The sequence below is a fragment of the Kordiimonas sp. genome (assembly GCF_965216265.1).
Lineage (GTDB): Bacteria > Pseudomonadota > Alphaproteobacteria > Sphingomonadales > Kordiimonadaceae > Kordiimonas.
Genome location: NZ_OZ244153.1, coordinates 3187646 through 3210405, shown reverse-complemented (window position 1 = coordinate 3210405; position 22760 = coordinate 3187646). Strand labels below are relative to the sequence as shown.

Here is a 22760-nt window from a genome sequence, read left to right as displayed (position 1 = left end):
ACCAGAGCATGAAAACCAAAAGTCGCGACAACCCCTACCGTATATTCCCGCCCCACCTGATGATCCTTGCAGGCATTGCGATGCACATTGTCGGAAGGCTGGAAACCGGGCAGTCGCTCGCTCATTTTTATGGCCTGCCACTGTGCCTGTTCGCGCTTTGGCTAGCGTTTCGCGAGAAGAACCGTTTCATTGCCTCTGGCACGACCTTTTTCCCCGGTGAAGAATCCCACAAGTTGATCACCGAGGGGGCATACCGCTACACGCGCAACCCCATGTATCTGGCAATGGCCCTGTTTCTAGTCGGGCTTTGGCCCCTCACCGGTGGCTGGTGGCCGCTTGCGCCGCTCATCGTCTTCATCGCGCTTATCCAGCACTATTTCATCCGCCGCGAAGAACGTATGCTCACCAATACCTTTGGTGATGAGTATATTACTTATAAAGTGCGCGTCAGGCGTTGGCTCTAAGCCGCGCTTCTGCGGGTTTCCACGCCAGCATTGCCTCCATCATTGCCCTGATGGGGGCTGCCACCTTGGCGGCGCGTTCTTCCCGATAGCTGAACGGAAAGCTCTCATCCATATAGGTGATTTGCGATAGCTCAAGCTGGATCGCGTGCACATGCTTTGCCGGATCGCCGTATACCCGCGTGATATAACCACCCTTGAAACGACCGTTCAGCACACTGGTATAGGCATGTGCCTCACCCGCTGCCTCCAGTACGGAGCGCGCAAGCACCTCATCGCACGAAGCACCCTCGTTGGTGCCCAGATTGAAGTCAGGCAACCGGCCTTCAAAAAACCGTGGTACGTGGGAGCGGATAGAATGTGCATCCCACAACAGCGCGTAGCCGTGCTCTGCCTTCACCCGTTCGATCTCCGCCTTCAAAGCGTTATGATACGGGTACCAATAGGTTTCCGTGCGGTCCCGCACCTCAGCCGCATGAGGTTTCTCACCGTCCTGATAGATGGCTTCTTCAGCAAAAGTTGTGGTTGGGCACAGCTCGGTCACGTTCTGGCCCGGGTAAAGGCTTTTGCCGGATGGGTCACGGTTGAGGTCAATCACATAGCGGGAATGCTGCGCCGCAATCACAGTCGCGCCAATATCTGCCAGAAAGCTGTATAGCTTGGGCAAATGCCAATCCGTATCGGCGATCTCAAGCGCTTCAGCTGTCATGCGCTCTGCATAAGGGCCAAGGGCTTCACCGCTGTGGGGCATGGAAACGATGAGGGGACTATGCCCCCTCACAAGGTGGAAAACGTCACTCAAAATACTTTGCTCCCGAGGTGGGTCGAAGGTAGCAGCGTTTCCACAAACCGGTTGAGGGAGCCCGCCGCCACCAGACGACGCACGGCTTCAATATCCGGTGCAAAATAACGGTCTTCTTCGTAAAAATCCACCATTTCCCGAATGAGCCCATGAACCTCCTCAAGGGCCGCGCTGGATTTCAGCGGCCTATGGAAATCAACCCCTTGAGCCGCCGAGAGAAGTTCAATTGCAATCACGGTACCAGCGTTTTCCGCCATATCATGAAGCCTGCGTGCCGCGAAGGTCGCCATGGAGACATGATCCTCCTGCCCCGCTGATGTGGGGATCGAATCGACACTTGCCGGGTGCGCGTAGGTTTTGTTTTCACTCACCAGCGCAGCCGTTGTTACCTGCGCGATCATGAAGCCTGAATTAAGCCCGCCGTCTTTCACCAGAAACGCAGGCAAGCCAGACATCTTGGGGTCCACAAGCAGCGCTGTGCGCCGCTCGGAGATTGAGCCAACTTCACAGGCCACCAGCGCCAGCATATCCGCCGCCATGGCAACTGGTTCCGCGTGGAAGTTACCACCCGAAAGGATATCACCTTCATCGGGGAAAATAAGCGGGTTATCAGTCACCGCGTTTGCTTCCGTCAGCAATGTTTCCGCCGCCTGCCGCATCACGCCAAGCGCCGCACCCATCACCTGCGGCTGGCACCTTAGGCTGTAGGGGTCCTGCACCTTCTCGCACTCGTCATGGCTATGGCGAATTTCAGAACCTTCAAGCAGCGCACGGTACATGGCTGCGGTATCAATCTGCCCCTTTTGGCGCCGCACCGCATGAATGCGCGCATCGAACGGCACATCGCTACCTTTCATGGCATCTACCGACATAGCCCCAGCAATCATGGCTGAGGCGAACACATTCTCGATCTCAAACAGGCCGGAAAGCGCGAGCGCGGTTGAAACCTGTGTGCCATTGAGAAGCGCCAGGCCTTCCTTGGCTTCAAGCGCCATGGGCTCAAGCCCGATGAGCTTCAGCCCCTCAACGGCGCTCAGTGTTTTGCCGTTATGGCTCACTTCACCGTAGCCGAGCAGGATGGACGAAAGATGCGCGAGCGGCGCCAGGTCACCAGACGCCCCAACCGAACCCTTGGCAGGTATCACCGGGTAAACCTCCGCCGCCAACAGCTTGAGGAGCACATCAATCACCTTTGGGCGAATACCGGAATGCCCTTGCGCAAGCGACGTGGCCTTAAGCGCCAGCACAAGCCGCACAACACCATCCTTCAGCGGGGCACCTGTGCCGGTTGCATGGCTCAGCACCAGATTTTCCTGCAGTTTTTCAACATCTGCGGATTTGATGCGCGTATTGGCCATAAGGCCAAAACCGGTGTTGATGCCGTAAGCTGTGTCGCCCCGCGCGATAAGGTCGGTTACCGTTTTGCGGGCTTCCTCGATCCGCGCGCGGTCAGATCCGTCAAGCGTCAGCTCGGTTGGTTGTTCATAAATGTGCCTCAGGTCTTTAAGGCTCAGGTTGCCCGCTTTGCGGACCATTTGATGCTTACTCATAAACGTCCCTACTCTCTTAACGGGCCAACATTGGCAGGTTGAGGCCTTTATCCCGCGCGCAGTCCTGCGCAATTTCATATCCCGCATCCGCATGGCGCATCACGCCGGTTGCAGGGTCATTCCAAAGCACACGGCCAACACGTTTGGCGGCTTCGTCTGTACCGTCACACAGGATCACCACGCCGGAGTGCTGGCTATAGCCCATGCCGACACCGCCGCCATGATGCAGGCTCACCCAGGTGGCACCCGACGCCGTGTTCAGAAGCGCATTCAGAAGCGGCCAGTCTGATACGGCGTCCGAGCCGTCCATCATCGATTCCGTTTCCCGGTTCGGGCTCGCGACCGAGCCGCTGTCCAGATGGTCACGGCCAATCACCACAGGGGCTTTCAGCTCACCGTTTTTGACCATCTCGTTGAACGCAAGGCCAAGACGGTGCCTGTCCCCAAGACCGACCCAGCAAATGCGGGCAGGCAAACCCTGAAACTGGATACGCTCCCGCGCCATATCAAGCCAGTTATGCAGGTGTGGGTTATCGGGGATAAGCTCCTTCACCTTCTGGTCGGTTTTATAGATATCTTCCGGATCGCCTGAGAGCGCTGCCCAGCGGAACGGCCCAACACCGCGGCAGAAGAGCGGGCGGATGTAGGCTGGCACAAAACCGGGGAAGTCGAACGCGTTTTTCACGCCTTCATCAAATGCTACCTGCCGGATGTTGTTGCCGTAATCAACCGTAGGCACGCCCATGGCGTGATAGGCCAGCATGGCTTCAACATGTCTGGCCATGGAAGGTTTGGACGCTGCCGCAACCGCGCCTGGATCTTTCTCTCGCTTCGTGAACCATTCATCAACGCTCCAGCCAATCGGCAGGTAACCGTTTACCGGGTCGTGGGCAGAGGTCTGGTCGGTCAGCGCGTCTGGCTTGATGCCTTTTTCAACCATCTGCGGCAATATCTCTGCCGCGTTGCCAAGCACCCCGACGGAAACGGCTTTGCCGCTCGCGTGCGCGCGTTCAATAATCTTAAGTGCTTCTTCAACCGTATCGGCACGCTCGTCCAGATAGCCGGTTTTCAGCCGGTATTCGATGCGGCTTTCCTGGCACTCAATCGCCATGCAGCTTGCGCCCGCCATCGTAGCCGCCAGCGGCTGTGCGCCGCCCATGCCGCCAAGGCCTGCTGTCAAAATCCACTTGCCTGCAAGGCTGCCACCAAAATGCTGGCGCCCCATTTCAACAAATGTCTCATAAGTGCCCTGCACAATGCCCTGGCTGCCGATATAGATCCATGAGCCAGCCGTCATCTGGCCGTACATCATCAGGCCTTTTTTGTCTAACTCGCCGAAATGCTCCCAGTTGGCCCACGCAGGCACCAGGTTTGAGTTAGCGATCAGAACACGCGGCGCATCACTGTGGGTTTTAAACACCCCAACCGGCTTGCCGGATTGCACCAGAAGCGTTTCATCCTCTTCCATGCTTTTGAGCGTGGAAACGATCTTCTCATAACACTCCCAATTGCGCGCCGCGCGGCCGATACCGCCATAAACCACCAGTTCCTCAGGGTTCTCAGCCACCATGGGGTCCAGGTTGTTCATCAGCATGCGCATCGGCGCTTCTGTTGCCCAGCTTTTGCAATTCAGCTCGGCACCGTGCGGCGCGTGGATATCAGGGCGGTTTTTCATCTTCGTTTTCCCTCTAACTCAAAGGTTTTTATGTGTTGTTCGCGGCGCCAACCGGCGAAAAACGCGCGGTCAGCTCATAACGATCGCCGGGGTAGAGAAGCCGCGCATAACTTGCGACCCGCTCCCCCGTCCAGGTGCGGCGGCCAATCTCAAGGCATGGGCTGCCACGATCTATCTCAAGAAGTTTCGCGTCGCGCGCGTCGGCTGCAACGGCGCGCACTACATGCTCGGCCCGCAGCAGAGGTGCCACAGCCAGCAAATAATCAGTCGGCGTAAGTTTGGTGAAATCCTGCGCCAGCAATTCTGGCGCGATGCTTGGGTTCACCCAGCGTTCTTCAAGCTCCATGGGGGTCTTGTCGCCCCGGTGCAGTACCAGCAGATAATAAGCCTGCTCACCCGCTTTGGCGCCAAACTCGGCAGCGACCTCCTTTGGCATGGCACGCGCTTCAAGGGTCAATTTATCGGCGGACCATAACTCCCCCCGCGCAGCCAATTCGTCCCGGATCGAGAGAATATCAGCCGCATGGCCCCGCATGCGCCGGTCAGCCACGAAGCTGCCCATGCCCGCGCGCCGCAAGATATGACCGTCTTCCGTCAATTCCCTCAGCGCCCGGTTCACGGTCATGCGGGAAACACCAAGCGCGCGCACAAGCTCGTTCTCGCTCGGCAACTTGTCGCCCGCCACATATGCACCGCCCTCAATGCCGTCCATAATATGGCGCTTTACCTGCTCATAACGCGGAAGGGGCATCGTCATCACGCGTCCCCTTCCATCTTGGCGGCAATGCTGCCCACAAGGCTGCGGTACTCAGCGAAACTTTCATCTTCCATCGCGTGTTTGCCGTCCCGGACCACCCAGTCACCTGCAACCATCACGTGGCTGATCGGGTTCGGTTGGCCCATCAGCACAAAGGCATCAACCATTTGACCGTAGGACGCGCCCGCGAACTGGCTGGCGTTGGCATTGAGCACGATCAGGTCCGCGCGCTTCCCGGCTCCTATCTCACCCACCGGTTGGCCAAGTGCCTGCGCGCCACCGAGGGCTGCGCTGCGCCACAAAAACTCACCTGTGTGGCCATCTTCATCACCCGTAAGCACGGTGCGCGCCCGGCGCACAAGGCGTTGGCCATATTCAAGCATGCGTAATTCTTCCCGCGCATCAATGCTGATGTGGCTGTCTGAGCCAACACCGAAACGACCACCAGCCGCCACATAGTCTGTGGCCGGGAAAATACCGTCGCCAAGGTTGGCTTCCGTGGTTGGGCACAACCCCGCGACCACGCCGCGTTCAGCCATGCCCCGCCACTCTGCTTCATTCACATGAGTTGCATGGATCAGGCACCAGCGTTCATTCACATTCTGGTCACTGAGCAACCATTCAACCGGGCGTTTGCCGGTCGCCTTGAGGCACGCCTCAACTTCAGCAACCTGCTCCGCGATATGGATATGGATAGGAGCCTGCGGGTCTAACTCATCAATCGCGGCAATAGCGGGAGCGAAGGCTCCTTCTGGTACGGCCCTGAGCGAATGGAAACAAAGCCCAAGCCGGTGCCGCCCTTTAAGACGCGGCGCAAGGATACTAAGAAGCCTTGCGTAAGCCCTGTCATCGTTCAGGAACGGCTTTTGGCCTTCATTTGCGGCCTTACCGCCAAAGTCTGACGACTGGTATAAAACCGGCAAATGCGTGAGCGCGATGCCTGTCTCATCCGCTGCCGTAATCACCGCCTTGGACATCGCAAGAGCCTGATCATGGTGGCTGTTGTGCAGATAGTGAAACTCACCCACTGCTGTATATCCAGCCTTCAGCATCTCAATATAAAGCGTTCGGGCAATTACCCCAACGGCTTCGGGTGTCATATGTTTTGCGAAATGATACATCGCGCTGCGCCATGACCAGAAATCTGACTGCCCCGGCGTTTTATGTTCCGCGAGCCCCGCAAAAGCCCGTTGGAAAGCATGGCTGTGCAGGTTTGGCATACCCGGCAGCACCGGGCCATATACCTGCACGCCCCTTGGCGCTTTCACGCCGGTTTCCAGCTTCTCGATAAGACCACCAGCACCGACATGCAGACAGATGTCTGCCGCCCAGTCGCGCCCAACCAATCCTTCCGAGAAATAAAGCTTTTGCATGATATCTCCTAACTTGTATATACAAGTTTGTACAAGCTGATCTTCCTGTCAAGCGGCTTGTATGATAAAGCTTGAGCCGCGCACGACTGAAGGACCGTAAACCCATGTTTGACCTCATCATCCGCAACATAAACATCGCCACAATGGCTGAAGATGCAGGGCCCTATGGCACGGTGGCCGACGGCCTTATCGCCACACAAAATGGGCGACTCGCCTATGTCGGCATTGCATCTGAGTTTAAAGGTGGTAATGCACGGAAAGATATTGACGGTAATGGCATGTGGGCGCTGCCCGGCTTCCTCGATTGCCATACCCATATTGTCTATGGCGGCAACCGCGCGCGGGAGTTTGAGGAACGCCTGAACGGTGTATCCTATGAGGAAATTGCGCGCCGGGGTGGTGGTATTATCTCCACGGTAACAGCCACTCGCCAAGCCAGCGAAGAAGAACTGGCGGCCTCTGCACTAAAGCGCCTCAAGCGCCTCAAGCTTGAAGGGGTTACCACCGTTGAGGTCAAGTCTGGTTATGGCCTTACCACCGATGATGAGGTGAAAATGCTGCGCGCCGCGAAGGCTGCTGGCGATGCCGCGGGCATGGACATTCGCACCACATTCCTTGGCGCACACGCCCTGCCTCCCGAGTTTGAAAATAACGCGGACGGCTACATCGATTTGGTGTGCGATGAGATGATCCCCTTTATTACTAAGGAAAAATTGGCCGATACGGTCGACGCCTTCTGTGAAAACATCGCCTTCACGCCAGCCCAAACCACACGGGTTTTTGAAGCAGCAAAAGCCCATGGGCTTGATGTGAAACTGCACGCAGACCAGCTATCAAACCTCTCTGGCGCGGCGCTTTCAGCCAAATTTGGCGGGCTGTCCGCCGACCACCTGGAGCATACGGACGACGCAGGCGCGCGAGCCATGGCAGAGGCCGGCACCGCCGCCGTGCTGCTGCCTGGTGCCTTTTATGTGCTCAAAGAAACCAAGCTGCCGCCGGTAGACCTGTTCCGCAAACACGGTGTGCCCATCGCGCTCGCGACCGACGCAAACCCAGGCAGTTCGCCGGTCCTATCGCTCCAGCTGATGCTGCATATGGCTTGCACCTTCTTTGGCCTGACGCCTGAGGAAGCGCTAAAGGGTATCACACTGAATGCCGCGAAAGCACTGGGGCTGGGTAACGATCGTGGCTCGCTCGAGGTTGGCAAACGCGCGGATATCAACCTTTTTGACATCTCCGAGCCCGCTGAGCTTGTCTATTATGTTGGTGGTGTGTTGCCATCGAAAACTATTTCGGTTTCGTAACGAAGTGTGCGCAATGTGAGGCATATATGTGGCGCAAGTGTGCGCGTTTTTGTGGCGCAATCCGGGGCGCGCCTATGGCATAAAGTGCCACACCCTCATCATCGGCGCTTGGCGCACACTTGCGCCCGCATTATAAGGCAAACATGGCATACGATTCTTTACGTGAATTTATCGACCGGCTTGAAGCCGAAGGCAGGCTCGTTCGTGTCACCGAACAGGTTTCAACCAACCTTGAGCTGACCGAAATCCAGACCCGCGTGCTGCACGCTGGTGGCCCGGCACTCTTGTTTGAAAATGTGGTGAATGAACAGGGCGAGAAGGCAGAGATGCCCGTGCTCGTAAACCTGTTTGGCACCGTGGAGCGCGTAGCCTGGGGCATGAACCGTGAGCCGCATGAGCTTCGGGAAGTGGGTGAAACACTCGCGTTCCTCCGGCAGCCTGAGCCACCGCGCGGCATCAAGGATGCCATCAGCCTGCTGCCACTTGCCAAACAAGTGCTGTCTATGAAGCCAAAACGGGTGAAAAAAGCACCGGTGCAGGAAGTGGTGTTAACCGGCGATGATATCGACCTTGACCGCCTGCCGATCCAGACCTGCTGGCCGGGCGAGCCCGCACCGCTGATCACATGGCCGCTCGTGGTCACCAAAGGGCCATCGGATAAAGCCGAGGATAACTATAATCTCGGCATCTACCGCATGCAGAAGCTGAACAAAAACCAGACCCTGATGCGCTGGCTCAAGCACCGGGGTGGTGCGCAGCAATATGCCCGCTGGAAAGACAAGAACCCCGAGCCTCTGCCCGCAGCCGTCGTCATCGGCGCGGACCCGGGCACCATTCTGGCCGCCGTAACACCCGTGCCCGATACCCTGAGCGAATATCAGTTCGCCGGGCTTTTGCGCGGTAAAAAAGTACCGCTGGTGGATTGCAAGACAGTGCCCCTGCAGGTGCCTGCCACGGCAGAGATTGTGATTGAAGGCCACGTCAGCCTCACCGACTACCGCGATGAAGGGCCATACGGCGACCATACCGGCTATTATAACTCCGTTGAGCAGTTTCCGGTGTTCACCATCAGCGCCATCACCATGCGCGAGGACCCGATTTATCTGAGCACATACACTGGCCGCCCACCGGACGAGCCCGCCGTGCTGGGTGAAGCGCTCAACGAGGTATTTATCCCGCTTCTGCAGCAGCAGTTCCCGGAGATCACCGATTTCTGGTTACCGCCTGAAGGCTGCAGCTACCGCATCGCTGTTGTGAGCATGAAAAAGGCATATGCCGGCCATGCAAAACGCGTAATGCAGGGCGTTTGGTCCTTCCTGCGGCAATTTGTTTACACCAAATTTGTGATTGTAGTAGACGATGACATCAACGCTCGGGACTGGAAAGATGTCATGTGGGCGATCTCAACCCGTATGGACCCCGTACGGGATATCGTAACGGTTGAAAACACCCCCATTGACTATCTCGATTTTGCCAGTCCTAAATCCGGACTTGGGGGCAAGCTCGGACTTGATGCCACCAACAAGGTTGGCAACGAGACAAACCGCGAATGGGGGCGTGAGATTTATATGGAGGATACGGTCATAAACCGTGTGGATGAGATTTGGGAAAAACTGGGCATTCCAGGCGAAGGCCAAAAGGTCTGGAAGTAAAATTGCCAAGACATGACCTTTAGGGGGTGTCATGAGTGAGAATGAGGTAAAAAGCGCGTATCAGTACAAGGCGTTCATCAGCTACAGCCATAAGGACGACGAGTTCTCGGCTTGGCTGTTAAAGGCCCTTGAGGGTTATCGCCTGAACACCCATGTGCGGAGAAGAATATCCGCCCCGTCACGGCTAGGCCGCTTCTTCAGGGACCGGGATGAACTCCCCGCCACGGGCCACATGACAGACCGCATTTTTGAAGCCTTAAGAGCATCAGAATATCTGATCGTTGTATGCTCCCCAGCCAGCGTAAGATCAAAACTGGTCAACCGCGAGATTGCCGAGTTCAAACGCATCCGCGGCGACAGCAAAATCCTCTGCGTTATCATCGACGGCGTGCCTTTTGCTAAAAATCCCGAGCAAGAATGTTTCCCCGAGGCGCTTAAACTCAAACTCACCGAGGAAGGCAAGCAAAGTGGTTTTGCCGCTGAAGGCTTGGCCGCCGATGCCCGCGAAACGGGCGACGGGAAACGACAAGCACTGCTGAAGCTGATTGCAGGCATGCTGAATATTGGGCTTAACGACCTTGTCCAGCGCGAGACCCAACGCCGCCAGCGCAAACTTATGGCTTTTGCCATTGCAGCCAGTGTCGGCATGGCAGTGACAGCCGGGCTTGCACTGGAGGCACGCAAAGCTCGCCTGGAAGCTGAATCAGCTCTCAAGCTCGCCGAGGCAAAAAGCATTGAAGCCGCCAAGCATCTAAACAACAACGAACAGTTGATGCACCTCGTGATGAACACGATTTATGAGGATCTGCTCACTGCTGGTAGTTTAACGACCCTTGAGAACCTGTCTGAGACGCTTCTGAGGTTCCTCAACGAAAGAGAATTTACTCAAAACCGGGCAAGTCAGATCGCCCTCATCATTCCCACAAACCTGAGGCTCGGGCAGGCGCTGGAACGACGTGGGGAGACGGCACGCGCGGCGGAAATCTTCAAAAAAACCCGAGCCATTGCAGAAGAGCTATACGTCAACAACCCTGACCTTCGCATCGCAGTCGGGAGATTTGCGACCACACTGTTTTTCACCGGTTATCTGGCCCAACGCCTGGGTGACTATGACTATGCAGCGGCAGAATATGAATATCGCCTCAGAGTCATTGAGCACTATATGAGCCTGCCTTTTGGCCCGGAAAGCGATTCCAAGCTTCAGGACCAGATCGACCAGCGTAAGGAACTGATGGCCGACACCTTGGGCACACTTTGTGTTCTTAAGTCTGTGCCTCTCGGGCAACCCCAGGAAGCGCTCGCCCTTTGCAACAAAAGCGCGCTCCTGCGGCAAGAGGTGCTGGATGGCGACCCCGAGAGTGAAGCCAAGAAAACCGACCTTGCCACCAGCTTCTTCCATCTTGCCGTGACCCATGTCACCCTTGGCCAATATGATACTGCGCTGATATATCTTCAAAGGCGCCTTGAACTGTATGAAAGCATGCTCAAGCACGAGCCGATGAATTTCAAGATCAGGCGGCGCGCCGCCATGACCCAGCAACAGATCGTTCACGCTGAGCAACTCAACGGAACACTCGACCCGGATGCCCTGCAAAAATTATGGTGGGTCACGCAGGACTTTGATGCCCTGACAAGTAAAGACCCGGCCAACATCATGTGGCTGGCAGATTCCGCGACAGTGTACCATGACTACGCCGAGGTCGCGCTGCGGAACGGTGAGGCAGAAAAAGCGGCACGCGCCCTCAACGTCGCCAAAGACCAGATCAAAAGGGCACTTGATGCAGACAATAGCCGCATCAGCAGGCGGCTGACCGCCTATAGGGTCCGCTTACTCTCTGCCCGGCTGGCAGCGGCGCAGGGAGACATAGATGACGCAACAGCACTCTCCGCCCAGGCAGTCGCCGCTTTGGAGCTAGAGGGAGCAAGCTACCTAAGAGCCCATAATGTGCTCGATTTTGCAGGGGAACTATACCTCTTCCACGGCGATCAGCTATATGCAGCGGGGCGTCAAGCGGAAGCACAAGCAAGCTGGCAAAAACTGGCCGAGCTGAATAAAGCCACACCTGCCACAAAAACACCTGTGTTTCTGAAAACGCTGGAGACCTCGATAGCGCGGCTTGAAACACCGCAGGATGCTGCAAGGTAACGCTTGCTAGAGACGCTTGATCATAGCGCAGCGGGTATCGGCGCTTAAGCCAGCCGCGACCTCATCGGCAAGTATGGACCTGAGCCGCCTATCCAGCTCGACTTCACCCATGGTGGCATACCCCAGCCGCGCATAATATGGCGCATTGAACGGTACATCCCGGAACGTGGTCAGCGACACGGCTTTTATGCCTTCCTGCACTGCATAAGTTTCAGCCGCCGCCATCAGCTTGCGACCAATGCCCTGCCCTTGGGCTTCCTGATGCACAGAAATTTCCCATATATGCAGCGTGTCCTCAAACACCTCAGCACTCAGGAAACCCCACACATGGTCATCCGCACCCACCGTCAGCCACACGGTGCCTTTGTCAATAAGCTTCAGGTGCGCCTTGGCTGTCATCACTGTGTCTGACGCGATCCATTCATAACCCGGTACATTCAGGAAGCTTTTCCCGGCCGAACGCTCGATACCCGGTAGCAGGCGCGCGTGAACCGAAGCGGCTTTGATGATGCGAACGTCCATAAAACTTCCTCTCAAACCCAGTGATATCGCATGCGTGATTGGCCGGAAAGTATGAAGTCGTCAAACGTCTCATCACCGGGAATTTATTTGCCTTCCCGGTCCTTGCCCGCACAATGGCAATTAATGCTTGGAGATGGGGAGAAAATAAAATGCCATATGACCACCACACACCACCACAAGGGGCGCTTGACCTGTATGACAAATATGCCCACGGGCTGATGTCTCGCCGTTCGTTCATGGAAAAACTTGGCACCTATGCGGTTGGCGGTTTGACCGTTGCCGCGCTGATGGACCAACTTTTGCCTAACTATGCGCTGGCTGAACAGGTAAAACCGGACGATGAGCGCATTGTGGCGAAAGACATCCCCTATTCTTCCCCCAATGGTGCGGGCGACATGATGGGCTATCTGGTGATGCCAAAGGATGCTTCTGCGGCACTCAAGAAGCCCGGCGTTGTGGTCATTCATGAGAACCGGGGCCTGAACCCCTATATCCGTGATGTGGCACGGCGGGTGGCGCTTGCGGGCTATGTTGCCTTCGCGCCAGATGCCCTGTTCCCGCTGGGGGGTTACCCCGGCAACGATGATGATGGCCGGGTGATGCAGCGCGAGCGGGACCGCGAAGAAATGGTCGAGGACTTCGCCTCAGCCGTCACATATCTGCAAAACCATGAGGCCACCACCGGCAATGTAGGCTGTGTGGGTTTCTGTTTTGGTGGCAGCGTCTCAAACCGGCTGGCGGCCAAGATGCCGTCCCTCAAGGCGGCGGTGCCGTTTTATGGTGGCGGTGTAGACGAAGAAGATGTGCCCAATATTCAGGCGCCGCTTCTAATTCATCTGGCAGAGCTGGACGAGCGGGTAAATACGGGCTGGCCCGCGTATGCCGCCGCCCTCAAGGCGAACGCCAAAGAGTATGAGATGCATATGTATGAAGGCGCGAACCATGGTTTCCACAATGACACCACACCGCGCTATAATGCCCACGCGGCGGAGCTTGCCTGGGCGCGCACCCTTGCGTTTTTTGAAGAACACCTCGATTGAATATAGAGGACAGTTCCGGGTGAGCGGGAGCGGGGCGGCCTAGCCCTCCCGCTCGCTGCCCTCTGTTTCTTTGGTTTTGACGCGTTTTTTCGCGCCCCATATCCACCCCAGCAGAAAGCCGACCATTACCGCAAGCAGGATGACAACAAACCGGCTGGTGTAAAAAGACCAGAACAGAAAGTTCAGCTGCACAGTGGCAATATTCTGCATGGCGAACAGGACCAGCAGGCCGCCAGCCACCATCGCCAGTGTATATTTGGTTTTATCCATACCGTCTCCTGCCCTGTGTATGTGCCTGCACCTGTTATACAATCAACGCATGACCATACCACAACCACTCTCCTCACATTTTATATTATCACCGATGCGCACTTGAAACCCAGCCTTTTGCTTGGCTACCCCCTTGCCCTAGGGGGCCATATATGGCTTAGTGGCGGCCAGATTTTTCAGCCTTCATGTTCAGGGGTTTTCATGACCGATCACACGCTCGACCTTCTCTCCGACCTTGTCGCCAAAGCGGTTAAAGCGGGCGCAGATGCCGCCGATGCTGTTGCGGTTGACGCCCGCTCACGCGGGGTATCGTGGCGGGAAGGCAATCTTGAAGATGTTGAGGGCTCAGAGGGCGAAGATATCGGCCTCCGTGTCATGATTGGACACAAGCAGGCCATGGTTTCCACCAGCGACCGCAGGGATACAAACCTCAAGGCCTTGGTCGAACGCACCATCGCCATGGCCAAAGCGGTGCCGGATGATGATTATTGCGGCCTTGCGCCGGAGGACCGGCTGCACAAAGGCGCGTTTGCCGAGCTGGATCTTTTTGACGACACAGACGTAAGCGCCTCGACGCTGACCGAGCTGGCCCGCGAGGCCGAAGAAGCCACCCGCAACGTTGAAGGGGTTACCAACTCAGCGGGCGCAGGCGCCAGCGCATCATCCTGGGCCATCTCGCTCGTGACAAGCCACGGCTTCAGCGGGCATTATCAGGGCAGCAGCTTTTCGATCTCCTCCTCCGCCGTTGCAGGTACTGGCACGGGCATGGAGCGGGATTATGAGTTCACAAGCGCACGCCATTTTGAAGACCTGGACGGCGCAACATGGGTGGGCACGGAAGCAGGCCGCCGCGCGGTTGGCCGCATCGGCCCTGTGCGTATGCCATCCGGCAAGGTGCCTGTGGTGTTTGACCCGCGGGTTTCACGCTCGCTTCTCGGGCACTTTACCGGCGCTATTAACGGGATGGCCGTGGCGCGAGGCTCAAGCTTCCTCAAGGACCATATGGGCGAAACTGTGTTCGCACCCGGTGTGACTGTGACCGATGACCCTCTTGTGGTGCGCGGGCTGTCTTCCCGCCTGTTTGATGGCGAGGGTGTACGCATAGGCAAAACCAACCTCATTGAAGACGGTGTGCTCAAAACCTGGCTTCTGAACGCTGCTGCAGCCAAACAGCTCGGGCTTGAGGTAACGGGCCACGCCAGCCGTGGCACGTCATCTGCCCCCGGCATCAGCACCAGCAACCTTTATATGGCGGCGGGTGAGCAGTCCCCGGCTGAGCTGATGGCTGACATCAAGGACGGGCTTTATGTAACCGAGCTTATCGGCATGGGTGTGAACGGCGTAACCGGCGACTATAGCAGGGGGGCGGCGGGCTTCTGCATCAAGGACGGGCAACTGGATGGCCCGGTGAGCGAAGTGACAATTGCGGGCAACCTTAAGGAAATGTTCAGGCATCTTGTGCCAGCATCAGACCTTGAGTTCCGGTACGGCAGCAATGCGCCGACCGTACGCATTGACGGCATGACCATCGCAGGCGCCTGATCGTGGCCTGAAAATCTCGTGCCCGAACACGTGTGAGAGACCAGAGTGAGCAATAGCACCGACCCGTTTGATGAAAGCACCTGCCCCTGGAGTTTGGCAGATGATGTCCGCCTCGTGCGGCGGGTGACCGAAGAAGCGGGGCGCATCGCACTTTCCTACTTTGCCCGCGATATCCACATGTGGGAAAAATCTCCCAACAACCCGGTGTCCGAAGCCGACATGGCCGTGGACGAATTTCTGCGCACCACATTGATGCAGAACCGCACCGGCTACGGTTGGCTATCGGAAGAAACCGAAGACCATTCAGACCGCCTGCGCTGCGGTAGGTTATGGATTGTTGACCCCATTGACGGCACCCGCGCTTTTCTGGCGGGCGGGGATGATTGGGGTATCTCGGTCGCGCTGGTGCAAGACCAGAAACCCGTAATCGCCGCCTTTTATGCACCGGTTAAAAACGCCTTCTATTTCGCCGAGGTCGGGCGCGGTGCCACAAAAAACGGGCTGACCATTCGGGTGTCGGAACAAGATACCCTCGACAGTGCCCGCATGATGGGCGACCCCTCCGCCTTTAAGGCCAAGAAGCTGTGGCCTACGCCCTGGCCCGATAGCATGCATACAGAACAAGCCAATTCCATCGCGCTCCGCATCTGCCAGATCGCGGACGGGCAGTTTGACTGCTGCGTGACCCTGCGCCCCAAAAACGACTGGGACGTGGCGGCCGCCGACCTCATTATCGCGGAAGCTGGCGGCAAGCTCACCACCGGCACAGGCAAAGGCCTGATCTTCAACCGCAAGAAGCCGCTGCACGATCATATCGTCGCCAGTTGCCCCGCCCTTGTGCCTGCGATTATGGAACGGGTTGAACCGGCGCTGGCTGAGTGGCGGCACGTGGCAGCCTGAGACTATTCACCCGCCTAGGTGTTTGTGTTACTTGGCAAAAATACCCCAGTGTCACCGTACGCATTGCTGTTCAGACGCTTTTGTGGAATATATCTGGGGTTTGAGGCCGGTCTAGGGAAGGACGCATAGCTATATGCTCACAGCTGCTGCAAGCCGACTGATGCGATATGCCTTCACCCTTGGCTTTTTGCTGGTCTTTACTTTCTCAACATTTGCCGCAACCAAACTGAGCGATGACGCGCGCATGCGCGCAGAGGCTTTATTACCCCGCCTGTTAGAGGCAACAGCGCTTGATGCCCACCTTCGCCTTGAGGCCCTCAATGCCAACCTTGAGACCACCACGAATGAGCGGGCGCGTGGCCAGGTCCTCAAGGACCTGATCTTCTATCATATTGATACCGGAGTGGCAGAAGGCCTTGATGAGATCGCCAGCGAGGCCATCAGCCTTGGCGAAAAGCTGGATGATGTCAGCCTGCAGGTCTACGGCAGGCTTGGGCTCGCTGAAATCGAGTATATCGCAGGCAGCATCAAGAACGCTGAAAGCCAGATTAAGGAAGCGCTCACGCTTGCAGAAGCACGCGGCAGTGTGGCAGACCAGTTTTTTGCGCGGTCTTCCCTTGCGGCACTTGGGCCAGAGCTTGGCAACCTGCTCGAGGGCCTTCTCGCCATGACGCAGAGTGTGAGCATGCTTGAGGGTACGCCTGAAGGCGAGAAGATGCGCATGACCGCCTATCTGACCCTCGCTTATATCTACACCGGCGTCAGTGAGATTGACGAAATTGTTGAGAACTACGCCAAGGCGCTCGACATTGCGACCCGCGCCCATATCGCACTTGACCGCGAAACCATCATGTTCAACATCGCCTCATCGCTTAACGACATTGATGAAAACGCCCTCGCGCGCCGATATTATGAAGCGCTCACGGAAGTGCTCACGCAAACAGGCCACAAGGAAGGACAGTATTATGCCCTCTATGGCCTCGCGTGGATCGCGTACGACGAAGAACGGTATGGCGACTGCATTACGCTCGCTCATGAAGCGCTTAACGACTTTGAGGGCGAACCGGGCTTCGATGTTGAGCTTTACGACCTGCTGGCCATCGGGTACGCGCGGCAAGGCAACGCGGTTGAGGCCCGCAGATATCGGCAGATCGTGTTGGAGGAATACGAAAAATACCCAGACCTCAAGCTCGTCATATCCGACGCTGATGACCAGTTGACCGAGGCCTATATTCTTGCAGCGGAAGGCCAATACGAGGAGGGGTTCGAGCTTCTCAACAAAGCACGCCGCGGCCTCATGGATGACCAGTTTGAAAGCTTCCAGACGAGCGTGACAGACCTACGCTCCAGCATCGTGACCATGATTGAGAAACAACGCACTGAAGAAGCCCTGCACGCCGCTGAAGCCGCAAACCGGCGTTTGCTTGTGATCCTCACCTTTTTCATTATTGCAGGCGCTGTCGCGCTGGTGTTCATCATGCGCAAACACAACCGGGCGCTGGCGCGCAGCAAACATGCCGCCGACATGGCGAACAGAAGCAAGTCAGAGTTTCTGGCCAATATGAGCCATGAGCTTAGAACACCGCTGAATGCCATCCTCGGATTCTCCGAGATGATGGAACAACGAGTGTTTGGTGAGTTGGGCGCGAAACAGTATGGCGACTATGTTGGGCATATTAATGAAAGCGGCAGACTGCTTCTGGATATCATAAACGATATCCTTGACCTCTCGAAGATCGAGTCCGGCAAACTGATCGTCAGGGACGAAATTATAGACCTTCGCCAGCTTCTTGGTGATCTCGCGAAGCTTATGGCGCCGCGCGTCAGGCCCAAGAACATTACTCTGACGGTGGATGTACCGCCACGCACACCTTACCTGCGAGCCGATACACGACTATGCAAACAAATCCTGCTCAATGTTCTCAGCAACGCCAGCAAGTTTACCGAAAACGACGGTGAGATAGACTGCCGTGTTTATGCGCTGGATAACGGCGACATTATTGTCGAAGTTGAAGATACCGGCATTGGCATGTCAGAAGATGAGCTTGAGATTGCCCTTCTGCCGTTTGGGCAGGCAGGAACCACGGCCACACGCTCTCATGAAGGAACAGGCCTTGGTCTGCCACTGGTAAAAAGCCTGATAGAGCTTCATGGCGGCAAGCTGGAGGTTCGTTCCATCAAGCGCATGGGAACGCTGGTTATACTCACCTTCCCCGCAAACCGCTCGGTTCAGCCGTCAGAAGTCCCAGTTCCACCAACCACCGTGGATGAAGACCCAAGCGAGCCTCCACGGTAAACCACTAGAAATAAAGCTTGATGCCGCCAAGGACCGCACCGCCGCCAATGTTCTGGTCAAGCGAGCTGTCTTCATACATCACGCTAAATTCCACCACATCGATGAAGGCTGAAATGCCGATCGCATAATCCCACAGGTCTGATCGGTTCTGCCGCATGTCATAACCGAGGCGCGAGATAATCGTCAGCTCCGGCATTGTCGGCACCGGCACTTCAACATCGGTATAAATGTAGAAGCTGTCACTGTTTGGGGCACTCCAGCGGCCATCAGGCGCATAAACGGCACCAGTCCGAATGAAAGCCAGGCCAAAGTCACGCGAAACAGACGCGCTGATCTCAGGGTAATATTTGGCGTCACCGCCCTGAATGCTGTCGAGCTCAACAGACAGATCATAAACAAAATCGCCAGCATCAAAATTGTAACCCGCAAAAAGGCTCGCTTTGGCGTCGCCGCCCGCGTCGTTGCTGATGCTGCCTGCGCTGGCACCGATATAAAAACCGTTGTCATGATAGAGCCCAAAGGACGCGATAACAGCCGGGTCCTTATCAGACAGGGTTAGCCCACGGTCACGGTAATCGCTCACCACACCAAGGTAACCGTCAAAACTGAAAGAGCTTTCGCCGTCTTGTGCGAAAGTCGCTGGCGCAAAACAGGTGGCTGCCACTGCGCCAAGAATAAATCGTTTCATTACCCTATCCTAAAATGGTGGCCGCATGGGCTCAGGTGCAATCAACAGTATGGGGTCAAGCCTTACATTCCGCCAGTTCACCCGCCAGTCTACATGCGGGCCGCTCGCCCGGCCCTTTTTGCCAACGGTACCAATCTGTTGTCCCTGCTCTACCGTATCGCCCACCTTCACGTCTACACTGTTCATGTGAAACAGCGTTGAGGTCACACCAAAACCGTGGTCGATGATCACAATACCGCCCTCGAGAAGGAAATCCGGCACCGCGAGGCGAATGATACCAGCAGCGGGGGCAACAATGCTTGTGCCGATGGGGGCCGCGATATCAAGCCCATAGTGCGGGCTTCTCGGTTTGCCGTTCAATATGCGCTGGCTGCCATAAAAACCTGAGAAACGACCTTCCGCCGGGCGAATAAAGCCTTTCAGCCAATCAAGTGCACCAGTGGTATATGAGCGTGCTTCACGCACCATGCCTGTTTCACGGGCGCGGCGTTCGCGCCACTCAGGCGGTGGTGTTACTGTTTTAGGCGGCAAACCATCCACATGCTCGATATCAAAGCTTCGGTCCTTAACGGTGATCGTTTGGGCTTCCCGGCGGCCATTACCGTAGCTGATCACCAGCTCCGCTGTCGCGCCAGCATCACGCCCAAAGCCAAGCACAAAATTGCCGTCTGGTCCCACCATCACAGGCTCACCGTCCAGCGTTACCTTGGCGTCCGGTTCCACAACGCCCCAAACCATGCCGCCCTGGGCCGGTGTGCCCACAAGATCCACAGCCCATGCCGGTGTCGTAAGTGCCAGAAGGGTAAGAATAAGGATTTTCTGTATTAATTTCATGTACATCATCTTCATAAACAAGGCGGCAAAATTACGGCAAAGATCAAAACGGCAATCACAGCAGGCTGCCTTGTCTCTCATCTTTTTTGGGTTCTGGTTTCGGTTTGGCTTTCGCAGCCTTTTTTGCTTTTGGCGCTGGCGGCGCGGCAGGAGGCGATGCTTCACCGTCCTGCACCTGCATGCCGCGCACCCCGTCCGAGAAGCGTACAGCCACATTATCGCCAGCGGCAAGCTGCGCCGCTTTGGTGACCGGTGTGCCGCTTGCGTCCTCCACCAAAGCATAGCCGCGCTCAAGCACCCGCTCGTACGAGAGGCTATCAAGCATACGGCCCGATGCCTGCAGCCGCGCGCCAAGGTCTTCCAGCCGCCGCCGGTACGCCGGGTTAAGCCGCCTTGACGTGCTGCCAAGTTGCTCCCCCCTATAGGTGGCCAGTTGCTTGAGCCGTCCCGCACTCAAACCGCCCACAAGGCGATTAAGCTGGGCAGACTTGATCTGCGCCATCGCCATCAACCCGCGCGGCAAGCGCTCAGACAGATCATCCCAGCGCTGTTGCGCGAGCCCAAGGATATCCTTGGGGCTGGGTAAGCCGCGCGCGAGACCGGCCAGGCGTTCCTGCCTGTCCCGCACCGTCAGCATGCGCTGGCCTTCCAACCTGCGACCAAGGTCCGCGATAGTGAAGCGCAGGTCTTCGCGCACAGGCACGGCTTTCTCAGCGGCCCCCGTTGGTGTTGGTGCCCGGAGGTCAGACGCATAGTCGATCAGCGTCGTGTCTGTCTCGTGCCCTACGGCGGAGATAAGCGGTATTTCGCTCTCTGCCGCCGCGCGCACCACCACTTCTTCGTTAAATGCCCACAGGTCTTCTATCGAGCCGCCACCGCGCGCCACGATCAGCACATCGGGGCGCGGCATCGCGCCTTTGCCGTCAATCGCGTTAAAACCTTTGATCGCCGCCGCCACTTGCGCTGCAGCCCCTTCACCCTGCACCAGCACCGGCCACACCAGCACATGACGCGGGAAGCGGTCACTGAGCCTGTGCAAAATGTCGCGAATCACCGCGCCCGTGGGCGAGGTCACCACACCAATCACCTTGGGCAGGAACGGGATCTGGCGTTTACGGTCCGCATCAAACAGGCCCTCAGTCGCCAGTTTTTTCTTGCGTTCTTCAAGAAGCGCCATGAGCGCACCAGCGCCCGCAGGCTCCATATGCTCCACAACCATCTGGTATTTGGACCGGGCCGGATAGGTGGTGAGCTTGCCGGTACAGATCACCTCAAGGCCATCTTCAGGCACAAATGCGAGGCGCTGTGCACTGCCGCGCCAACACACGCCGTCCAGCACTGCGCTGTCATCCTTGAGGGAAAAATACACATGGCCAGAGGCCGCGCGCTTCACGCCCGACAGCTCAGCCCGCACCCGCACATGGCCAAAACGGTCTTCAACCGAACGCTTGAGCGCACCCGACAGTTCAGACACCGTAAATTCATGGGCGTTGCTACCTGAGGGCGCTTCCTCATCGCCCGGCATGCCCGGCCAATTATCTGTCATGGCTGATCCCTAACCCAGATTGTCGCATCGCGCACTTCTCCCTTGAGTGAACAGGAACCTATGATACAAGGGGGCAGCCTTCAAGCAACCCGCCACGTGACAGGTGAAAAAATATGAATATTCTCGTGCTCGGCTCCGGTGGCCGCGAACACGCCCTTTCCTGGAAAATCGCCCAAAGCCCGCTCGTAGAAATGCTTTACTGCGCGCCCGGCAATGGCGGAATTGGCGATGTTGCCACTTGTGTTGAGCTGGATGCGAGCGACCACGGTGCGGTGATAAATTTCTGCCGCGAGATGGAGATTGATTTTGTTGTTGTGGGCCCCGAGGCCCCGCTGGTTGCGGGCCTTGTTGATGACCTGACGGCAGAAGGCATCCTGGCTTTTGGCCCCACAAAGGGCAGTGCACAGCTTGAGGGCTCCAAAGGGTTCACCAAGGACATTTGCGCGAAATACAACATTCCGACAGCAGCCTATGGCCGCTTCAGAAACGCGGATGCAGCCAAGGCTTATGTGACCGGGCAAGGCGCACCGATTGTGGTGAAAGCTGACGGTTTGGCTGCAGGCAAAGGCGTGATTATCGCGCAGACGCTTGAGGAAGCCCACGCCGCCATTGACGACATGTTCGCGGGCAGCTTTGGCGACGCAGGCACGGAAGTGGTGGTAGAAGAATTCATGACCGGTGAAGAAGCCAGCTTTTTTGCGCTGTCAGACGGTGAAAACACGCTCGCGCTTGCCACCGCGCAAGACCACAAGGCTGTAGGCGAAGGCGACACCGGCCCCAACACTGGCGGCATGGGGGCATACTCCCCCGCACCTGTGATGACAGACGCGCTGTGTGACCGGGTGATGGCGGAGATTATCAAACCCACCGTGAAGGCCATGGCAGATATGGGCCACCCCTATAAGGGTGTGTTTTTCGCAGGGCTTATGATCACAGATGAAGGCCCGAAGCTGATCGAATACAACTGCCGCTTTGGCGACCCTGAGTGCCAGGTGCTGATGACGCGCATGACCTCTGACATCGTGCCGCTTCTGATAGCGGCAGCCAAAGGGGAGCTGAACGGCAAGACCGCCACATGGTCAGACGATGTAGCGCTCACGGTCGTGATGGCTGCGAAGGGATACCCCAGCGCCTATAATAAAGGCACCGAGATCAGCGATATTTCTGCGGCTGAAAAAACCACCGGCGCACATGTGTTCCATGCGGGCACCAAACGGCAGGATGCCAAGCTGCTGGCCACCGGCGGGCGAGTGCTGAACGTAACCGCCACGGGCGGCAGCGTGACCGAAGCACAGGCAAAAGCCTATAAGGCCGTGGATACCATCACATGGACTGACGGTTTCTGCCGCCGCGATATCGGCTGGCGCGCAGTTGCCCGCGAGAAAGCGTAAATCTATCTCGT

General features: G+C 57.0%; 19 protein-coding genes. 9 read left to right on the top strand and 10 right to left on the bottom strand.

Annotated elements, in window-relative coordinates; all coding sequences use genetic code 11:
• The first annotated feature begins 8 nt into the window (after positions 1 to 8).
• Positions 9 to 464, top strand: coding sequence for a methyltransferase family protein (locus ACOOGA_RS14755; RefSeq protein ID WP_417461569.1), 456 nt, complete (start codon positions 9 to 11; stop codon positions 462 to 464).
• Here the strand turns inward: ACOOGA_RS14755 and hutG are convergent.
• Genes hutG through ACOOGA_RS14730 form a run of 5 tightly spaced genes read right to left on the bottom strand, consistent with a single transcriptional unit; the run spans position 448 to position 6618 of the window.
• Positions 448 to 1212 carry an N-formylglutamate deformylase gene (hutG, locus tag ACOOGA_RS14750; protein WP_420430685.1) on the bottom strand — a complete coding sequence of 255 codons (765 nt, stop codon included), beginning with the start codon at positions 1210 to 1212 and terminating at the stop codon, positions 448 to 450. The two genes, ACOOGA_RS14755 and hutG, sit on opposite strands and share 17 nt — an antisense overlap.
• A 47-nt stretch (positions 1213 to 1259) precedes the next feature.
• Complete coding sequence (hutH, locus tag ACOOGA_RS14745) at positions 1260 to 2813, bottom strand: histidine ammonia-lyase (protein WP_417461570.1); 1554 nt, start codon at positions 2811 to 2813, stop codon at positions 1260 to 1262.
• Positions 2814 to 2829: 16 nt separating this feature from the next.
• The gene (gene hutU / locus ACOOGA_RS14740) at positions 2830 to 4488 is read right to left on the bottom strand and encodes a urocanate hydratase (RefSeq protein ID WP_417461571.1); all 1659 of its coding nucleotides are present in this window, start codon (positions 4486 to 4488) and stop codon (positions 2830 to 2832) included.
• Positions 4489 to 4516: 28 nt separating this feature from the next.
• Positions 4517 to 5245 carry a histidine utilization repressor gene (gene hutC, locus ACOOGA_RS14735; RefSeq protein ID WP_417461572.1) on the bottom strand — a complete coding sequence of 243 codons (729 nt, stop codon included), beginning with the start codon at positions 5243 to 5245 and terminating at the stop codon, positions 4517 to 4519.
• Entirely contained in the window at positions 5245 to 6618 is a 1374-nt protein-coding gene (locus ACOOGA_RS14730; RefSeq protein WP_417461573.1) for a formimidoylglutamate deiminase, read from the bottom strand. The genes hutC and ACOOGA_RS14730 overlap by 1 nt, the downstream gene beginning before the upstream one ends.
• Positions 6619 to 6722: 104 nt before the next feature.
• On the opposite strand from ACOOGA_RS14730, the gene hutI reads away from it, so the two are divergent.
• The 3 genes from hutI to ACOOGA_RS14715 all read left to right on the top strand — a co-directional run bounded on the left by hutI (position 6723) and on the right by ACOOGA_RS14715 (position 11720).
• Positions 6723 to 7922, top strand: coding sequence for an imidazolonepropionase (gene hutI / locus ACOOGA_RS14725; protein WP_417461672.1), 1200 nt, complete (start codon positions 6723 to 6725; stop codon positions 7920 to 7922).
• Between the two features lie 143 nt (positions 7923 to 8065).
• On the top strand, positions 8066 to 9574 hold the full coding sequence (locus tag ACOOGA_RS14720) for a UbiD family decarboxylase (protein ID WP_417461574.1): 1509 nt from the start codon (positions 8066 to 8068) through the stop codon (positions 9572 to 9574).
• 31 nt (positions 9575 to 9605) lie between these two features.
• Positions 9606 to 11720, top strand: coding sequence for a TIR domain-containing protein (locus ACOOGA_RS14715; RefSeq protein WP_417461575.1), 2115 nt, complete (start codon positions 9606 to 9608; stop codon positions 11718 to 11720).
• Positions 11721 to 11726: 6 nt separating this feature from the next.
• Here the strand turns inward: ACOOGA_RS14715 and ACOOGA_RS14710 are convergent, their stop codons facing one another.
• A complete protein-coding gene (locus ACOOGA_RS14710; protein ID WP_417461576.1) occupies positions 11727 to 12242 on the bottom strand; it encodes a GNAT family N-acetyltransferase in 516 nt (171 codons plus the stop codon).
• 149 nt (positions 12243 to 12391) lie between these two features.
• Here ACOOGA_RS14710 and ACOOGA_RS14705 point away from each other — a divergent pair, with 149 nt between their 5' ends.
• Complete coding sequence (locus ACOOGA_RS14705) at positions 12392 to 13282, top strand: dienelactone hydrolase family protein (RefSeq protein WP_420428936.1); 891 nt, start codon at positions 12392 to 12394, stop codon at positions 13280 to 13282.
• A gap of 39 nt (positions 13283 to 13321) precedes the next feature.
• Here the strand turns inward: ACOOGA_RS14705 and ACOOGA_RS14700 are convergent, their stop codons facing one another.
• Positions 13322 to 13552, bottom strand: coding sequence for a lipopolysaccharide assembly protein LapA domain-containing protein (locus ACOOGA_RS14700; protein ID WP_417461578.1), 231 nt, complete (start codon positions 13550 to 13552; stop codon positions 13322 to 13324).
• Positions 13553 to 13753: 201 nt separating this feature from the next.
• Between ACOOGA_RS14700 and ACOOGA_RS14695 the strand changes: the two genes are divergently transcribed.
• The 3 genes from ACOOGA_RS14695 (at position 13754) to ACOOGA_RS14685 (ending at position 18290) form a co-directional block, all read left to right on the top strand.
• Positions 13754 to 15094, top strand: coding sequence for a TldD/PmbA family protein (locus tag ACOOGA_RS14695; RefSeq protein ID WP_417461579.1), 1341 nt, complete (start codon positions 13754 to 13756; stop codon positions 15092 to 15094).
• A gap of 45 nt (positions 15095 to 15139) precedes the next feature.
• A complete protein-coding gene (locus tag ACOOGA_RS14690) occupies positions 15140 to 15994 on the top strand; it encodes a 3'(2'),5'-bisphosphate nucleotidase CysQ (RefSeq protein WP_417461580.1) in 855 nt (284 codons plus the stop codon).
• Positions 15995 to 16127: 133 nt separating this feature from the next.
• Positions 16128 to 18290: an ATP-binding protein gene (locus ACOOGA_RS14685; RefSeq protein ID WP_417461581.1), complete on the top strand. Its 2163-nt coding sequence runs from the start codon at positions 16128 to 16130 to the stop codon at positions 18288 to 18290.
• A gap of 4 nt (positions 18291 to 18294) precedes the next feature.
• Here ACOOGA_RS14685 and ACOOGA_RS14680 read toward each other — a convergent pair whose 3' ends face one another.
• The 3 genes from ACOOGA_RS14680 to xseA are packed head-to-tail and all read right to left on the bottom strand — an operon-like array spanning position 18295 to position 21358.
• The gene (locus ACOOGA_RS14680; protein WP_417461582.1) at positions 18295 to 18978 is read right to left on the bottom strand and encodes a TorF family putative porin; all 684 of its coding nucleotides are present in this window, start codon (positions 18976 to 18978) and stop codon (positions 18295 to 18297) included.
• 9 nt (positions 18979 to 18987) lie between these two features.
• A complete protein-coding gene (locus tag ACOOGA_RS14675) occupies positions 18988 to 19812 on the bottom strand; it encodes a M23 family metallopeptidase (RefSeq protein WP_417461583.1) in 825 nt (274 codons plus the stop codon).
• Between the two features lie 55 nt (positions 19813 to 19867).
• Positions 19868 to 21358, bottom strand: a complete 1491-nt coding sequence (gene xseA, locus ACOOGA_RS14670; protein WP_417461584.1) for an exodeoxyribonuclease VII large subunit — start codon at positions 21356 to 21358, stop codon at positions 19868 to 19870.
• Positions 21359 to 21471: 113 nt separating this feature from the next.
• On the opposite strand from xseA, the gene purD reads away from it, so the two are divergent.
• Positions 21472 to 22749 carry a phosphoribosylamine--glycine ligase gene (gene purD, locus ACOOGA_RS14665; protein WP_417461585.1) on the top strand — a complete coding sequence of 426 codons (1278 nt, stop codon included), beginning with the start codon at positions 21472 to 21474 and terminating at the stop codon, positions 22747 to 22749.
• The last annotated feature ends 11 nt before the right edge of the window (positions 22750 to 22760 follow it).

Bases quoted from the DNA above. Each gene is read 5' to 3' on its own strand.
- hutH (WP_417461570.1), bottom strand. From the start codon at position 2,813: ATGAGTAAGCATCAAATGGTCCGCAAAGCGGGCAACCTGAGCCTTAAA.
- ACOOGA_RS14675 (WP_417461583.1), bottom strand. From the start codon at position 19,812: ATGAAATTAATACAGAAAATCCTTATTCTTACCCTTCTGGCACTTACG.
- hutU (WP_417461571.1), bottom strand. From the start codon at position 4,488: ATGAAAAACCGCCCTGATATCCACGCGCCGCACGGTGCCGAGCTGAAT.
- ACOOGA_RS14715 (WP_417461575.1), top strand. From the start codon at position 9,606: ATGAGTGAGAATGAGGTAAAAAGCGCGTATCAGTACAAGGCGTTCATC.
- hutC (WP_417461572.1), bottom strand. From the start codon at position 5,245: ATGACGATGCCCCTTCCGCGTTATGAGCAGGTAAAGCGCCATATTATG.
- xseA (WP_417461584.1), bottom strand. From the start codon at position 21,358: ATGACAGATAATTGGCCGGGCATGCCGGGCGATGAGGAAGCGCCCTCA.
- ACOOGA_RS14730 (WP_417461573.1), bottom strand. From the start codon at position 6,618: ATGCAAAAGCTTTATTTCTCGGAAGGATTGGTTGGGCGCGACTGGGCG.
- ACOOGA_RS14720 (WP_417461574.1), top strand. From the start codon at position 8,066: ATGGCATACGATTCTTTACGTGAATTTATCGACCGGCTTGAAGCCGAA.
- ACOOGA_RS14685 (WP_417461581.1), top strand. From the start codon at position 16,128: ATGCTCACAGCTGCTGCAAGCCGACTGATGCGATATGCCTTCACCCTT.
- hutG (WP_420430685.1), bottom strand. From the start codon at position 1,212: ATGCCCCACAGCGGTGAAGCCCTTGGCCCTTATGCAGAGCGCATGACA.
- hutI (WP_417461672.1), top strand. From the start codon at position 6,723: ATGTTTGACCTCATCATCCGCAACATAAACATCGCCACAATGGCTGAA.
- ACOOGA_RS14755 (WP_417461569.1), top strand. From the start codon at position 9: ATGAAAACCAAAAGTCGCGACAACCCCTACCGTATATTCCCGCCCCAC.
- ACOOGA_RS14700 (WP_417461578.1), bottom strand. From the start codon at position 13,552: ATGGATAAAACCAAATATACACTGGCGATGGTGGCTGGCGGCCTGCTG.
- ACOOGA_RS14695 (WP_417461579.1), top strand. From the start codon at position 13,754: ATGACCGATCACACGCTCGACCTTCTCTCCGACCTTGTCGCCAAAGCG.
- purD (WP_417461585.1), top strand. From the start codon at position 21,472: ATGAATATTCTCGTGCTCGGCTCCGGTGGCCGCGAACACGCCCTTTCC.
- ACOOGA_RS14705 (WP_420428936.1), top strand. From the start codon at position 12,392: ATGCCATATGACCACCACACACCACCACAAGGGGCGCTTGACCTGTAT.
- ACOOGA_RS14710 (WP_417461576.1), bottom strand. From the start codon at position 12,242: ATGGACGTTCGCATCATCAAAGCCGCTTCGGTTCACGCGCGCCTGCTA.
- ACOOGA_RS14680 (WP_417461582.1), bottom strand. From the start codon at position 18,978: ATGAAACGATTTATTCTTGGCGCAGTGGCAGCCACCTGTTTTGCGCCA.